This window comes from bacterium, from assembly GCA_030699905.1.
In the GTDB taxonomy this organism is placed as follows: domain Bacteria; phylum Patescibacteriota; class Minisyncoccia; order Phycocordibacterales.
Window position 1 is genome coordinate 26,371 of record JAUYKQ010000010.1, and the last position, 13,975, is coordinate 40,345.

Sequence of the window (13,975 nt, forward strand, 5' to 3'; positions counted from 1 at the left end):
CTATACTGTGAATTACGAAATACTTGCTTTTTACCCCCCCCACTCGGAAAGCTCCCAAAAAAGTGACCGCTCCAAGGGCGCTTGCCGGGGGCTCAAGTCACTTTTTTGTGACTTTCCTCGTGGGGGGGTGCCTGCCGTATTTCGTAACTCAAAGTGTGTTCAGTATTCATTTCTCGCATGCTCATTGCGTGTTTAGCGTTCCGTGGTATTGTACTTTAATGATGAAAAGTGATGGCATTTTATACGTTGTAGCCACTCCAATAGGTAATATGGAAGATATCACCCTGCGCGCTTTGCGGACGCTTAAAGAGGCCGATATCATTCTCTGTGAAGACACCCGCGTAACGAAGCGGATTTTAGACAGGTACGAAATAAAAGATAAAAAGTTGTCCGTTTGGAACGAAGAGAGAAGTGGCGTATCTGCCGATAAAGTCACTGAATGGCTTGGAGAGGGGAAGAAGATCGCGCTTGTTACAGATGCTGGTACACCGGGAATTTCAGATCCGGGTGGAAAGCTTCTAATATCAATCAAGGAGAGCTTGCCTGAAGTTAAAATTGAGGCAATTCCCGGCCCAAGCGCACTTACATCTGCGCTTTCTGTCGCAGGTATTCCCCTGCACGATTTTGTTTTCCTGGGTTTTTTGCCTCACAAAAAGGGAAGGGAAACTATTTTTAAAGAAATTGCCACCGCAAAAAGGCCGTATGTTTTTTACGAGTCGCCGCATCGCATTTTAAAAGCCCTTGAGTCCCTTAAAAAGTTTTCGCCGGAGAAAAAAATTACCATTTGTCGTGAGCTTACCAAAATCCACGAAGAAGTCGTATCCGGCACGGCTAACGAGCTTTTGGAGTATTTTGAAAATAACAAGGAAAAGGTAAGAGGGGAGTTTGTGGTAATAATATCGGATCTCTAATCAAATTCTAATTTTTCCTCGAATAATCACTAATAAATATGGACACAGTAACTACAATAGGGACAATAGGTGCGGGGATTATCCTTGTTTTCTTTCTTCTAAACCAGGCGCACAAAATAGATAGAGACAGTATGGCTTATGATGTGGGGAACTTTATAGGAGGAGGGCTTTTGGTCGTATACTCAATCTTCATACAATCTTGGCCTTTCCTTGCTTTAAATATCGTCTGGACGCTCTTTTCTTTCAAAGACATGTTTTTAAATTTTAAAAAACGCCACTTTTGACAGGCGGTAAAACCGGCGTTTTGCTTTGAGCGAAGCGGAACTTTAAACTTTTAACTTGTAACTAGAAAATAGACCGGCTACAGCCGGTCTATTTTCGCCGCCAATATAAAATCGTTTTCCGTAAGACCGCCGATGGAGTGAGTGTAAAGAGTAACTTCCACGTATCCCCATCCGAATTTAATATCCGGATGATGGCCCTCTTTTTCGGCTATTTCGCCGATTTTATTTACGAAAGCAAGCGCTTCGGCAAAATCTTTAAATTCAAATTTACGCTTAAGTCGCTCGTGTTCTTCCCATGTCCAGTCCGGAACTTGCCGTGAAAATTCCTTGATTTCATTCAACATCAAGTGCCCCCTGCCCAGCTCGCATGATTCGCATGTTTCTTTGTGGAGTTCTTTACTCATATGTTTGTATTTTACCATAAGTAATCTTGAATTACGAAGCATAGCGTGGTTGGTGTGGTCGGTGGACGGCATCATAAACTTATCTTCAGTTAGTGGCAGCCAAGGTTACGGGTTTACATTTTCCGCGCTCGGTACATAATTAAGTAAGATAAGGAGGTATGCATGAAAAATACAAAAGAAAAGGTCGCTGACCTGGAAGCGGCAGAGGCCCGTCTCAGAAGAACTTTAAATGAGGCGGTAGAGCAAGAGGAGAAGCTCAATAAAGAGCTTGATAGGGCTACGCACCTAAGGGTGGAACTTGTGAAGCTCCGTGCAGAGTTTAGTGCCGAACGAGAATCTTTGCCCGCCGATCCGAATGCCATTGTAAGCTGGCGAAAGCGGTTTACTGATGCCATTAAGGAGATCAGTCACGCCTGCGACGCCATTTATCAGCGCATGCAAAAGGCCCAAAGGGCCGCGGAAAAACGCAACACGGCTTCAGAAGAAGCCGAGGAAGAGAAAAAGAAAAAATAATCACAAGGCCGCGCGTTTTTCCACCTGCGCGGCCTTTACTTTTTTATGTTAAGATATCTCATGTACCACATTTCCTATTCACTTATTTACAGTATTCGGATATAATCTGTAGATTCGCATTATAATTATGGCCAAATCAAAAACTCTCATAACATTAAGCATTTTTCTGATTTTGTTGCCTTTTTTGGGTTTTCCGATATCATGGGATCGTTTTTTTGTTGCAAGCATAGGAGTTGTCTCCGGTCTTTTAGGTGTGTCATATTACAGAAAAGAAAAAGAAAAAATGAGAAGGCAAAATAGAAAAAGTGTGGCGACTGATACTCCGATATTTATGGAAAACAAGCTCGCCGGCAGTCCTTATTTTAACAAAAACGACTCATATTCTCCTTACGGCAAAGGACTTTCCAAAGAGGGAGTGAATGATATGACTAACCAAAAAGTCCGAAATGCCGAGACCACTGAAACAAATTAAAAGGGAAGAAAAAAAGCAAAATCCACGCGTTTTTCTTTTACTGGCCGGAGGGTCTTTTTCTTTGATGTTTGTTGCCGGTTTTTTATCTTTTTATTTTACTCCGGAAGCGCTTCCTTTTGAATACCAATCTCTTGAAAACGGCAGGGCCAGTATTTCTTTTCCTTTGGATGTTAAAGAAGAAAAAGATAAGAAGAACAATGTCTTTGTCGCGCATGTCGCCACACCCGAAGCAGTCAAAGCCATCTACATGACGAGCTGTGTGGCAGGCACGCCGTCTTTCCGAGAGAAACTCATTCGTCTCGCGGAAGAAACGGAAATAAACAGCATAATCATAGATGTCAAGGACTACAGCGGTCGTTTGGCTTTTCCTCCGGAGAGCGAGAGTTTGTCCCACGCTTACCCAAGCACGTGCGCCGTGGCAGACCTAAGAGGGGTCGTTGAAGATTTGCATGACAGAGGCATTTACGTTATAGCTCGCATCACGGTTTTTCAAGATCCTCATCTGGCCATGTTGCGTCCGGACCTTGCAGTTTTGAAGGAAAGCGACCGCAGTGTCTGGAAAGACAACAAGGGCTTGTCTTTTACCGACCCCGGAGCCAGAGAAGTGTGGGATTATACAGTGCGAATAGCAAAGGAAACGCATGCTTTGGGTTTTGACGAGCTTAACTTTGACTACATACGTTTTCCTTCAGACGGTCCGATGAAAGACATTTATTTTCCCAAAAGCCAAAACCGTCCCAAAGCGGATGTCCTGGAGGATTTTTTTAAATTTCTTTCCGAAGAACTTGATTACACGGATGACTCTGGCCATAAGCCGGTACTTTCCGCCGACCTTTTCGGCATGACCACGAACGCCGTGTCAGGTTTTGACTTAAACATAGGCCAGGTTTGGGAAAAAACCTTGCCTTACTTTGACTATATTTCACCGATGGTCTACCCATCACACTATCCTTCCGGATTTAACGGCTGGAAAGACCCCAATAAACATCCTTACGAGATCGTAAACTTTGCCATAAGCGAAGCTGTAAAGAAGACCGTAGCGACTTCCACCAGAGTATTTACCATAGGTTCCACTGAAATAGCTTCAACTTCTCCCGCGTTATACACCAAAAAAGCATACGATAAAAATAAAGTTCGCCCTTGGCTTCAGGATTTTGATTATGGAGGCAACTACGACATAGCGGAAGTCAAAGCGCAAATACAGGCGGTGTATGACGTCGGTCTTTCTTCTTGGTTGCTTTGGTCGCCAAGCAATGTTTATACTCGGGGTGCCCTTTTGTCGTCTCAAGATGTTAACTGAACGAAACAGAAATTTTACAAATTTACCTACATGATGTATTATAAGTGTGGGCCGGACTGCGGATTTGTGCCAAAAAGGAGGTGTGCTTCCCTTCTTTCTTTTAGGGTCCGCGGTTCCGGCCCTTTTTGTATCCCGAGTTTTCATATATCTGCATCTTGAGTTATCCCCACCCTTCTTGACTCTATTTTAAAAAGCAGTAGAATGTTTATCCAGGGTACATCATGAAGCACGGGTTTGTTTATTGCGGTGCGGACGTACCGCGCAAATCCTATGATGCGGGGAAAAATGCGAGGGCGATGCCATAGGCATACGCTCTCAAGAATCAAAGTTGTTATGGCACGAGAAGACGTAGTGGTGCGAGATCGTCTGGCGATGGAAGTGTTTGACGACAAAAATGGCCCGAGGAATCCATTGGAGATTCCCGGAAGCAGCGAAAGAATGGCACTCCTTAAAATGTGTCCACGGGGAGTCTCGGATAAGAGATGGCCCGAGGGGGTGAGGGATGCCGGCGGTAACACAATCTGTCGGGCTGGTTGAGAAGGTGAAGTCAGTCGGATCTTTTCCTGGCGCGAAGTGGAACTTCGCGCCAGTGTTTTTTTTATATTCTTTAAATAGTTGTATAATATAACCAACAACCTACTGCATACCGCCAACAACAAAAGTAAAGAAAACCCCGCTTTATTTTTTGCATAGTTGTAAGTTGTTGATTGCCATGGAGGACTCCAACAAAATCACATACTTGGCCCAAACCGATTCCAGAAATCGTAAAGTGCCTTTCGGCATAAAAGCTCGCGACCGTTCGAGACATGTTTACGTTATCGGCAAAACAGGAATGGGAAAGTCCACTCTTCTTGAAAACATGGCCGTCCAGGATATGAGAGAAGGCAACGGCATGGCCTTCATAGACCCGCACGGCAAAACGGCCGAGCTTTTGCTTGATTACGTTCCGGAACACAGAATAAAAGACGTTTTGTATTTCGCCCCTTTTGACATGGAGTATCCTATATCTTTCAATATTCTGGAAGACGTTGGCCCGGACAGACGCCACTTGGTGGCCAACGGTCTTATGAGTACTTTTGAAAAAATTTGGGTGGACGCTTGGAGCGCCCGCATGTCATATATTTTAAACAACACCATTCTCGCCCTTTTGGAATTTCCGGATGCCACGCTCCTCGGCGTAAACCGCATGTTTGCCGACAAAGAGTACAGAAAAAGAGTGGTGGACAATATAACAGACCCGTCCATCAGATCATTCTGGGTGGACGAATACGCCAAGTACACTGACCGTTACACTCAAGAGGCCACTCCGGCAATACAAAACAAAGTCGGCCAGTTTACCTCAAACCCGCTTATACGAAACATCATAGGCCAGCCACGGTCATCTTTTGACTTGCGTAAAATAATGGACGAAAAGAAAATCGTAATCGTCAATCTCTCAAAAGGGCTCGTGGGAGAGGGGAACGCGAACTTGCTTGGCTCCATGCTTATAACCAAAATGTACCTATCGGCCATGAGTCGCGCCGACACCCATGAAGTTGAGTCGCGCCTTCCGAATTTCTACCTTTACGTTGATGAATTTCAGTCCTTTGCCAACAAATCGTTCGCCGACATTTTAAGCGAAGCCAGAAAGTATAAACTGAATCTGACCATCGCTCATCAATATATAGAGCAAATGGAGGAAGAAGTTCGAGCCGCCGTATTCGGCAATGTCGGCACCACGGTCGCTTTTCGTGTAGGAGCTTTTGATGCCGAGGTTTTGGAAAAAGAGTTCGCCCCGCAGTTTACGGCGGAGGATTTGGTAAATCTCGGGTTTGTCCAAATTTATTTAAAGCTCATGATAGACGGTATTTCGTCTCCGCCTTTTTCGGCGACTACTTTGCCTCCCATTGAAAAACCCCTTGTCTCTTATAAAGACCGAGTCATCGCCTCTTCGCGGGAAGTTTTCGGCCAGCCCCGTTTCAAAGTGGAGGAAAACATATGGGCTTGGCATTCTGAATTTAAATACGAAAACAATCGTTCGGATCCCAGAGATAATCGTTCGGATCTAAGAGAGAAACCGAAAAACACCAAGCCGGATATCGGCAACAGGCCGAACGTTCACATGGAAAGGCAGAATGCTCCATATCGTGGCAACTCTTCGGAAGACAGGAGAAACCCGACAAAAAACAGAAACGAAATACCCATAAACAAAACGAATGTTTTTACAGGAAACGGAAACGCTGTTTCCGGTGGCCCCAAAAGTCCCTCTTTGCATCTTTCTAATCTTCAAGCGCCAAGAAAAGTTGACGTTGAGCAGAAAAAAGCGCCGACCGGACAGCACCTTTCTGAACTTAGAGCCGCTTTAGCGTCAGTTCTTGAATCGGAAAACAACAAAAATAACACTGCCGGCGCTCTGAAAGAGAGCCAATTTAAGAGGCCGGAACCCAGACCGGTAAATCCGCAAAGGCCTGAAGAAAAAAAAGAACCCAAAGCTCCGTCCTCCTTGGCAGGGCAGGAGGTGCCGGAAAATATTTTGAGGGAAACTTTGCGGGTGGAAGGGGAGTGATTTTAACCGAACCGCGGACACGCGTCTGAGAAATGTCATTAAATTTTAAAAAAGCGGTACTCTTTTTTTCGGTTTCATTTTTTTTGACTTTTCCGGCTTTTGCTGAAGTTGTTCAATTCAAATTTGTTTCCGAACCTCAAAACGTGCCAGCCGGAGAGGTTTCAAAACAAATAACCATTCAGGCGCAGAATTCCTCGGGTGACAGCGAGGGTATAAGCCAGACGGCCTGCGTTTACCTGTCCACGTCGTCACTTTCAGGGCAGTTTTCTTCCAGTCAGGCAGATTGGGTTTCTACCAATGTTCTTACCGTAAATAAAACATGGGCCAACCGAAATTTTTATTACAAGGACACATCTTCCGGTTCCCATGAAATAAAGGCGGTCATAGCTTTTAGGCCGGAAAGCGAAAGCCGCTCTTGCGTCGGGTGGCCTGTGGAGGAATGGGGCGTAAATTACCGGATATCGCAGACGATTCTCATCGGGGAAGTCACCGGGGAAGCGGGGGTTGAAAATTTCGTTTCAAGCGCGCCGGAGGGGACTGCTACCGAGAACGAAAAAAGCGGCGTTTTATCAACACCCTCTGTCTCTCGCGTCAGAGCTTTTATAGATGCGCCGGAAGTGGGAACAGCTCGAGGTTCGGTTTTCTTTGATGGTAAAGCGTTTGATGAAAAAAACGAGCTTTTAAAAACAGCCGATTACTATTGGAGTTTTGGAGACGGCGCGACCGCTATGGGGGAGAATGTTTCGCATATATACCGAGAACCCGGCAAATATGCCGTTTCCTTAAGGGTTGAGAAGGATGGAGAAAGTTCTCTTGCCCGCGCCACTGTGAAAGTGGTAGCGGGGAACTTTCATATCTCTCAAATCAAAGAGGGTCCGAATGGATATATAGAGATAAGAAATGATAATACCCATGAACTGGACATGTCTTTGTGGAGGATTGAAAACGGTGGCAGATTTTTTTCTTTTCCACGAAATACCGTTATTCTTGGAAGTACCGCGGTTTCTTTTCCGGCTTCAGTTACGCAAATTGTCGCCAGTTCTTTTTCTTCAGCGCCTCGTCTTCTTTTTCCGGACGGCAAAGTGGCCGCCGAGTACTCGTTTGAAAGTAAAAAAGAGACAGAAGATGTTTTAAAGAACCAACCGACTGAAAAAGACAGCTCACCGGCAGTCACAAGCTCTGTTCAAGACGGCCAAGACGAAGATGCGTCTGTTGTTCCGGAGACCTTTTTCGCAGGGACGGAAGATAATCCGCCCAAGGAAGACGCTCGGAATGAAAAACTCGCGGTTAACGAGAACGACAGGGAAGAGGGATTAGTAGAGACAGACCGGAGCGAATCTGAAGAATTAAAGCAGGTGCATAACTTGGCCTCAGTTTCATCCGCGTACGGCGACGAAAGGAAAGATAGTCGCCTGCCGGCCAAATGGCTTTGGGGCGCGTTTCTATTTTCTGTCTTGGGAATTGTCGCCTCCGCTTCAGTCGGTCGTTTGGCCACTTTGTCGCAAAGAAGCACGATTTTGGAAGATGAAGAAAGCTTTCCGGTTTCGGACAACAAGCAATCGGATTTAAACGCGGATGACTTTACTGTTATAAGGTAAATTGTCCGACACCTCTTCATCGTGTATATTGTTTGTATGAAAATCGTCATTGCCACAGGTATTTATCCTCCGCAAATCGGCGGTCCTGCCCAATATGCCAAAAATTTGGCCCTCGCATTTGAGTCGCTCGGGCACGCTGTTTCTGTCGTTCATTACAAGTTTGAAAACCTGCTTCCTACCGGTCTGCGTCATGTTTTCTTCTTTTTGCGTGTTTTCGGCAGAATGCTAAAAGCTGATTTTGTCGTATCACTGGACTCTTTCAGTGTTGGTTTCCCGACTGCCGTGGCCACCGGAATTTTGGGGAAAAAACATGTCATGCGCACCGGCGGAGATTTTCTGTGGGAGTCGTATGTGGAGAGAACGGGAGACACTGTTCTTTTGAAAAATTTTTACGACACAAGATTGGCCAAACTGTCTTTTAAAGAAAAAGTCATTTTCTCTTTAACGAAGTGGACTCTGAAAAAGGCCGACAAGGTGGTTTTCAGCACCGACTGGCAGAGAAGCATCTGGGCTCGGCCTTATGAGATGAACTGGCAAAATACTGCCATTATTGAAAACTACTATGGACCGAAAGAAAAGTCGGAAAAACCGACAGTAAAGACCTTTTTGGGGGCGACACGCAAACTAAAATGGAAAAACCACGCCCGACTCAAATCGGCTTTTGCCATGGCGAAAGTGAAGGAGCGAGATATAGAGCTTGATCTTGAAAACGAGCCATACGATAAATTTATTCAAAAAATGAAGAAATGTTATGCCGTGGTACTTTTGTCTTTGGGTGACATAAGTCCGAATATGATATTGGACTCTGTACGCTTTTCCAAACCCTTTATATTGACCAGAGAAAACGGTCTTTACGACAGGTTGAAAGACGTCGGAATGTTCGCGGATCCTGAAGATGAAAACGATATCGCGGAAAAGATAAAAGACCTATGCCAGCCGGAGGTTTATGAAGAGTACCGAAGAAGAGTGGAGGGTTTCACTTTCGTGCACACTTACGAAGATATCGCGAAAGAATTTTTATCACTGTCATGAAGGTCTTATCCATAGGAACAGACAGAAAATTATTTGAAGAAGAAAGCGACGTCCTGTCGCGAACTTTGGAGTACGCGAAACTTTTTGACGAGCTTCATGTTATCGTCTTCACGACAAAAAAATTCAAGATTCGAAATTTGAGATTTAAGAACGGAGACAGGAAGATGGCGATATCGGATAATTGTTGGATTTATCCGACCTGTTCACGGAATCGCTGGTTTTATGTTTTTGACGCAATTGCCCTCGGTGTTCAGATCCTAAGTCATAAATCTGAAATTACAAATCAGGAAAACGGCTTTGTTGTTTCCTGTCAAGACCCTTTTGAATGCGGTCTTGCCGGCGCGCGTATTGCAAAAAAAACCGGCGCTAAACTTCACGTACAGATTCATACCGACTTTTTGAGTCCTTATTTTAAAAAAGGAGGTTTTCTAAACATGGTTCGGCTATTTTTAGCCGGCCGTGTCTTGCCTAAAGCAGACGCCATACGGGTGGTATCAAAACGCATTGCCGATTCTTTGGTCTTTAAATATAAAAATATAAAGGTGTCAAAACTTTCAATTCTGCCCATGTTTTTGGATGAGGGAAAAATAAAAAACGCTCCCGTAACCGCGGATTTACATAAAAAATATCCAAAGTTCACTTTTATCGTTCTTGTGTTGTCTCGTTTTACAAAGGAGAAAAACATACTCTTGGCCATTGACGCTTTTTCCAGAGTCGTCCTAAAACATCCGCGCGCCGGCCTTGTCATTGTCGGTTCCGGTCCACAGATGTCGTTCCTCAAGGCGCAAGTGGCGCGAAGCAATTTATCTCAAAACGTCGTGTTTGAAGGTTGGACTTCCGACCCATACTCCTACATCAAAAGTTCTGATTTGGTTTTGCAGACGTCTTGGTACGAAGGTTACGGTCTTGCTGTCGCGGAATCTCTTCTTTGCGGTATACCGGTTGTTTCCACTTCTGTCGGGGTGGCGACGGAACTTCTCATGGATAACGCGTATTCGTTTGTTTGCGAACCCGGGGACGCAAAATGCCTTTCAGAAAAAATGACGGCTTTTATGGAAAAAAGAACTCTTTTCGGATTTGTGGTTGAAAATGCGCGGAGGAAATTGCAAGGCGGCCTTCCCACAAAAGAAGAGTACTTGAGAAAATACAAAAATTCGGTTTTTTCAGTATTTTCTTAAGGGACTGTTGCCGAATAGGCTTTTGAGTTGATTTTTTCAAAATTCGTGCGAGGCGAAGTTTCAAATTTATGGCTTAATGCTCTAAAGTATTGGCCAAAAATTTGAAACAAGCCGTAGCCGAATTTTGGGGAAATCAGCCAAAATGGATATTCGGCAACAGTCCCCTTAAAGCATGTTTGAAAAACCTATCGCGATGCCGATTTTGCAAAATTTGAGGAAAAAATGGTGAAGATGAGGGAAGTGTACCGAGGTGCTCTGACCGAAGATGAGTCATTTTTTACCGAATTTTGCGGAATCGGCGCGCGAAACAGTCCGCTTGCGGATTTCTTAAATATCTGTGGTAGGGTTTTCAAACATGTTCTAAATTCAGATTTTGATATAAAATGTTTCAATGTCCAAAAATCTTCTTATAGGATTTATAGGCCAGGGCTACATCGGCAGAAACTATGCAGATGATTTTGAAAGGCGGGGATACTCCGTGACGAGGTACGCCTTGGAGCCAGAATATTCCGCCAATAAAGAAAAGATAAAAGAATGCGACATCGTATTCATTGCCGTGCCTACACCGACTGTGCCCGCCGAAGCTTTACGCAAAGGCGCGGATGTGCCCGCCGACTTGTCCGCCAAAGCTTTAGCGTCGGAGGAAGCTTCCCGTGAAGGAGGGCGACTTTCCGTGAAATTTGACGATTCAATCTTGCGCGATGTAGTTCCTCTTGTCGGCAAAGGCAAGATAGCCGTTATAAAATCCACCATTTTGCCGGGGACTACGATGTCAATTCAGCGTGAAAATCCTGATGTCATTGTTTTGAACTCCCCTGAATTTTTAAGCGAAGCGACAGCCGATAAAGACACAGGGATGCCTTTTATGAACATTGTCGGAATGCCGGAAGACAGCCCGAGTTTCCGTTCTGCGGCCGAGAGGGCGCATTCGGTATTGCCGAAAGCTCCTTTCTCGCTGACTTGCAAAAGTATTGAAGCGGAAATAATAAAATACGCTCATAACGGATCGGGTTATACGCAGATAATTTTCTTCAATGCAATGTATGATATTGCGCGGAAACTTGGTGCTGACTGGGAGCCGATAGAAAAGGCGATCTTGAACGACCCTTTGGTCTGTGGCCGTTACGCGAAGCCCGTCCACAAAAGCGGTCGAGGAGCGGGAGGAAATTGTTTTATAAAAGATTTCGCCGCTTTGTCAAAGTTTTATGCGGAAAATACCTCTGACTCAAAAGGCGCGGCATTTTTCCAAGCAGCCGAGAGAAAAAATATTGAGCTTTTGCGTTCCACAGGCAAAGACACAGGACTTTTGAAAGGAGTTTATGGCGAAGATGTTTCAAATAATCCCTAAAATGCAAACTTGTACTTTTGTATCCAAGATATATAATTAACCGATGTCTAAATCCCTCCAAAACAAATCTTCTAAAACCGTTCAAGCGAAAGAATATACAGGTGATGATGTCAAGCGGTTTATAAATATAATCCAGGAGGAAAACAGGGCTAATTTTAAGATGATGTGCGAGCGGTTTGATTGCATACAAAGGACTTTGGACATTCACACTAAAATGCTAATGGAGTCAATCGTCTGCATGACAAAAACATCGGGGCGATTCATCAATGTCATACGCGTATCCGTTATTGAAAAGAAAGTCGCGCAATGAAACTTCTTATCGTTACGCAGAAAGTTGATAAAAAAGACCCGACACTCGGGTTTTTTCACAGTTGGATTGAAGAGTTTGCCAAACGTTGCGAGTCCGCAATTGTGATTTGCCTTGAAAAAGGCCAGTATAATCTGCCTCATAACGTGCAAGTTTTCTCTCTCGGCAAAGAACAAAAAGCTTCTCGTTTTAAAATACTTTTTACTTTTTACTTTTTACTTTTCAGCTTGCGTCATCGCTATGACGCCGTCTTTGTTCATATGAACGAGGAGTACGTTTTGCTGGCAGGCCTTTTTTGGAGATTGACGGGCAAGAAAATCTTTTTCTGGCGAAATCACCCGAGGGGTGGAATATTCACTCGTTTGTCCGTTTTTCTTTCGGACAGAGTATTTTACACTTCAAATCTGTCTTTTACCGCGGGCTTTAAAAATGCTTCCGTGATGCCCGCTGGCGTGGACACGTCCATTTTTAAGCCGTCTGAAAGTTTCCAAAGAAGAAAGCATTCTATATGCATGGTTGGTCGAGTGGCCAAGATAAAAGGTATTGACGTGGCCCTGCGCGCTTTGAAGTTTACAGCGGAAATTTATCCTGAAACGGTTTTGACTATCGTGGGCCCTACCGCTGTTGAGGATGAAAAATATCGCGCCGAACTCCAAAAATATATCCAAGAAAACAACCTTTCGGGAAACGTGGTTTTTAAAGGCGCTCTGCCACAGTCAGAACTTCCTGTAATTTACGGCGGTCATGAAATATACTTGAATCTTACTGACGACGGTTCTTTTGACAAAACAATAGTGGAAGCGGCCGGTTGCGGTTCTTTCGTCGTTACCTCAAACTCTTTTTTGTTCGGCCATCTTCCAAAAGAATGCGCGACTGAAAAAGACCCTCAAAGCGTGGCGCGCTCTTTAACCGACGCGTTTAAACTCCAAAACAGAGAAAAAATAGCCGGAGAATTGGAGGTGTTCGCGAACAACCATTCTCTTTCAAAACTTATGGAAAAAGTTACCGCTGAGATGATTGCATTCGGCTTAAAATAATATATATTAGAGGAAACCGACATGTTGTCTTTTTTTATAAAACAAACTCGTATAAAAATACGCCATATAAGCAACACTTTCCGTTCGCCAACCGGCAAGTCGCCCAAAATCATAATAACAGGTGGTCTGGGGTTTATCTTTTCTCATGTTACTGAATACTACGTTCAGAAGGGCTGGGACGTGGTTGTCATAGACAACCTCTCTGAAGGCAGTTGTCCGGAAATAATAGACGATTCTTTTACGCACTACCACTATCACATGGCCGACCCAAGAGTGGTGAATCTCATACTTCGGGAGAACCCCGATTATGTAATCCACGCGTCTTCCGTTACCGATGTGGACTACTCAATCAGAGAACCGTACAGAACCGTCCGTAAAAATATTTTAAGCACCCTGCATGTTTTTGAGGCCTGTCGGATTCTGCCTAATCTTAAAAAACTGATTTACGTTTCCACCGATGAGGTCTTTGGTGAGTGCGACCATAAAATGCGTGAAGATGAAATAATGCTCCCGAAAAATCCATACTCCTGCGCCAAAGCGGCCGGCTCTCTTGTCAGGGTCGCTTACGACAACACTTATCCGGCTTTGCGAGGCAAGACGGCGGAAACAAGATTTTGCAACGTGTTCGGCCCGAGGCAAGACAAGGCCAAGATAATGTCGGCCATAAAGAAAAGTATAGAAGAAGGATATTCAATACCTCTTCATCAGGAAGGCAAGGGATACAGAGAATATATTTACGTCAAGAACATTCCGCCTGCCATTGACCTTATTCTTGAGAAGGGGCTCGGTGTTTACAATGTCACGCTAAATGACGGCTTCACTACAAAAAGTTTGATAGAAAAAGCCAGAGAGGTTACGGGCATGGAAATTAAAACTCATCCCTCTCACAGGCCGGGCATGGATCTTAAATATCAAATGGACGGTTCAAAGATACGAGAACTGGGGTGGGAACCGCTTTACACTTTTGAGGAGGGGTTGAAGGAATATCTTTTGGATTAGAAAAAAGATAAAAGGAAAGGAGGCCTTTGGGGCCTCCTTTTTGAAGA

Annotated in this window: 14 protein-coding genes; 13 read left to right on the forward strand and 1 reads right to left on the reverse strand. The window is 44.5% G+C overall.

The annotated features are described in order from the left end of the window. Nucleotides 1-218 precede the first annotated feature (218 nt). The gene (gene rsmI / locus Q8P86_01475; GenBank protein MDP3996345.1) at nucleotides 219-911 is read left to right on the forward strand and encodes a 16S rRNA (cytidine(1402)-2'-O)-methyltransferase; all 693 of its coding nucleotides are present in this window, start codon (nucleotides 219-221) and stop codon (nucleotides 909-911) included. 38 nt (nucleotides 912-949) lie between these two features. After that, nucleotides 950-1,195: a hypothetical protein gene (locus Q8P86_01480; protein MDP3996346.1), complete on the forward strand. Its 246-nt coding sequence runs from the start codon at nucleotides 950-952 to the stop codon at nucleotides 1,193-1,195. A 77-nt stretch (nucleotides 1,196-1,272) separates the two neighbouring features. Here Q8P86_01480 and Q8P86_01485 read toward each other — a convergent pair whose 3' ends face one another. Beyond that, nucleotides 1,273-1,674, reverse strand: coding sequence for a 4a-hydroxytetrahydrobiopterin dehydratase (locus tag Q8P86_01485; GenBank protein ID MDP3996347.1), 402 nt, complete (start codon nucleotides 1,672-1,674; stop codon nucleotides 1,273-1,275). Between the two features lie 87 nt (nucleotides 1,675-1,761). Between Q8P86_01485 and Q8P86_01490 the strand changes: the two genes are divergently transcribed. From Q8P86_01490 to Q8P86_01540, 11 genes are all read left to right on the forward strand, one after another. After that, on the forward strand, nucleotides 1,762-2,112 hold the full coding sequence (locus Q8P86_01490; protein MDP3996348.1) for a hypothetical protein: 351 nt from the start codon (nucleotides 1,762-1,764) through the stop codon (nucleotides 2,110-2,112). A gap of 127 nt (nucleotides 2,113-2,239) precedes the next feature. Next, the gene (locus tag Q8P86_01495) at nucleotides 2,240-2,584 is read left to right on the forward strand and encodes a hypothetical protein (GenBank protein MDP3996349.1); all 345 of its coding nucleotides are present in this window, start codon (nucleotides 2,240-2,242) and stop codon (nucleotides 2,582-2,584) included. After that, on the forward strand, nucleotides 2,559-3,884 hold the full coding sequence (locus Q8P86_01500) for a putative glycoside hydrolase (protein MDP3996350.1): 1,326 nt from the start codon (nucleotides 2,559-2,561) through the stop codon (nucleotides 3,882-3,884). The genes Q8P86_01495 and Q8P86_01500 overlap by 26 nt, the downstream gene beginning before the upstream one ends. 712 nt (nucleotides 3,885-4,596) lie before the next feature. Then, nucleotides 4,597-6,429 (forward strand): type IV secretion system DNA-binding domain-containing protein, encoded by a 1,833-nt coding sequence (locus Q8P86_01505; protein MDP3996351.1) that lies wholly within the window; start codon nucleotides 4,597-4,599, stop codon nucleotides 6,427-6,429. Between the two features lie 32 nt (nucleotides 6,430-6,461). Next, a complete protein-coding gene (locus tag Q8P86_01510; GenBank protein ID MDP3996352.1) occupies nucleotides 6,462-8,027 on the forward strand; it encodes a PKD domain-containing protein in 1,566 nt (521 codons plus the stop codon). A gap of 36 nt (nucleotides 8,028-8,063) precedes the next feature. After that, on the forward strand, nucleotides 8,064-9,059 hold the full coding sequence (locus tag Q8P86_01515; protein MDP3996353.1) for a hypothetical protein: 996 nt from the start codon (nucleotides 8,064-8,066) through the stop codon (nucleotides 9,057-9,059). Further along, complete coding sequence (locus Q8P86_01520) at nucleotides 9,056-10,237, forward strand: glycosyltransferase (protein ID MDP3996354.1); 1,182 nt, start codon at nucleotides 9,056-9,058, stop codon at nucleotides 10,235-10,237. Before Q8P86_01515 ends, Q8P86_01520 begins: the two co-directional genes overlap by 4 nt. Nucleotides 10,238-10,628: 391 nt before the next feature. Beyond that, a complete protein-coding gene (locus tag Q8P86_01525; GenBank protein MDP3996355.1) occupies nucleotides 10,629-11,585 on the forward strand; it encodes a hypothetical protein in 957 nt (318 codons plus the stop codon). Between the two features lie 43 nt (nucleotides 11,586-11,628). Further along, nucleotides 11,629-11,895 carry a hypothetical protein gene (locus Q8P86_01530; protein MDP3996356.1) on the forward strand — a complete coding sequence of 89 codons (267 nt, stop codon included), beginning with the start codon at nucleotides 11,629-11,631 and terminating at the stop codon, nucleotides 11,893-11,895. Continuing rightward, nucleotides 11,892-12,929 carry a glycosyltransferase family 4 protein gene (locus tag Q8P86_01535; protein ID MDP3996357.1) on the forward strand — a complete coding sequence of 346 codons (1,038 nt, stop codon included), beginning with the start codon at nucleotides 11,892-11,894 and terminating at the stop codon, nucleotides 12,927-12,929. The genes Q8P86_01530 and Q8P86_01535 overlap by 4 nt, the downstream gene beginning before the upstream one ends. A gap of 21 nt (nucleotides 12,930-12,950) precedes the next feature. After that, on the forward strand, nucleotides 12,951-13,928 hold the full coding sequence (locus tag Q8P86_01540) for a GDP-mannose 4,6-dehydratase (GenBank protein MDP3996358.1): 978 nt from the start codon (nucleotides 12,951-12,953) through the stop codon (nucleotides 13,926-13,928). Nucleotides 13,929-13,975 lie beyond the last annotated feature (47 nt).

Excerpts from the sequence above, each read along its gene's own strand:
- Q8P86_01540 (MDP3996358.1), top strand. The coding sequence starts at position 12,951 with ATGTTGTCTTTTTTTATAAAACAAACTCGTATAAAAATACGCCATATA.
- Q8P86_01510 (MDP3996352.1), top strand. The coding sequence starts at position 6,462 with ATGTCATTAAATTTTAAAAAAGCGGTACTCTTTTTTTCGGTTTCATTT.
- Q8P86_01530 (MDP3996356.1), top strand. The coding sequence starts at position 11,629 with ATGTCTAAATCCCTCCAAAACAAATCTTCTAAAACCGTTCAAGCGAAA.
- Q8P86_01480 (MDP3996346.1), top strand. The coding sequence starts at position 950 with ATGGACACAGTAACTACAATAGGGACAATAGGTGCGGGGATTATCCTT.
- Q8P86_01505 (MDP3996351.1), top strand. The coding sequence starts at position 4,597 with ATGGAGGACTCCAACAAAATCACATACTTGGCCCAAACCGATTCCAGA.
- Q8P86_01535 (MDP3996357.1), top strand. The coding sequence starts at position 11,892 with ATGAAACTTCTTATCGTTACGCAGAAAGTTGATAAAAAAGACCCGACA.
- Q8P86_01525 (MDP3996355.1), top strand. The coding sequence starts at position 10,629 with ATGTCCAAAAATCTTCTTATAGGATTTATAGGCCAGGGCTACATCGGC.
- Q8P86_01500 (MDP3996350.1), top strand. The coding sequence starts at position 2,559 with ATGCCGAGACCACTGAAACAAATTAAAAGGGAAGAAAAAAAGCAAAAT.
- Q8P86_01485 (MDP3996347.1), bottom strand. The coding sequence starts at position 1,674 with ATGATGCCGTCCACCGACCACACCAACCACGCTATGCTTCGTAATTCA.
- rsmI (MDP3996345.1), top strand. The coding sequence starts at position 219 with ATGATGAAAAGTGATGGCATTTTATACGTTGTAGCCACTCCAATAGGT.
- Q8P86_01520 (MDP3996354.1), top strand. The coding sequence starts at position 9,056 with ATGAAGGTCTTATCCATAGGAACAGACAGAAAATTATTTGAAGAAGAA.
- Q8P86_01515 (MDP3996353.1), top strand. The coding sequence starts at position 8,064 with ATGAAAATCGTCATTGCCACAGGTATTTATCCTCCGCAAATCGGCGGT.
- Q8P86_01490 (MDP3996348.1), top strand. The coding sequence starts at position 1,762 with ATGAAAAATACAAAAGAAAAGGTCGCTGACCTGGAAGCGGCAGAGGCC.
- Q8P86_01495 (MDP3996349.1), top strand. The coding sequence starts at position 2,240 with ATGGCCAAATCAAAAACTCTCATAACATTAAGCATTTTTCTGATTTTG.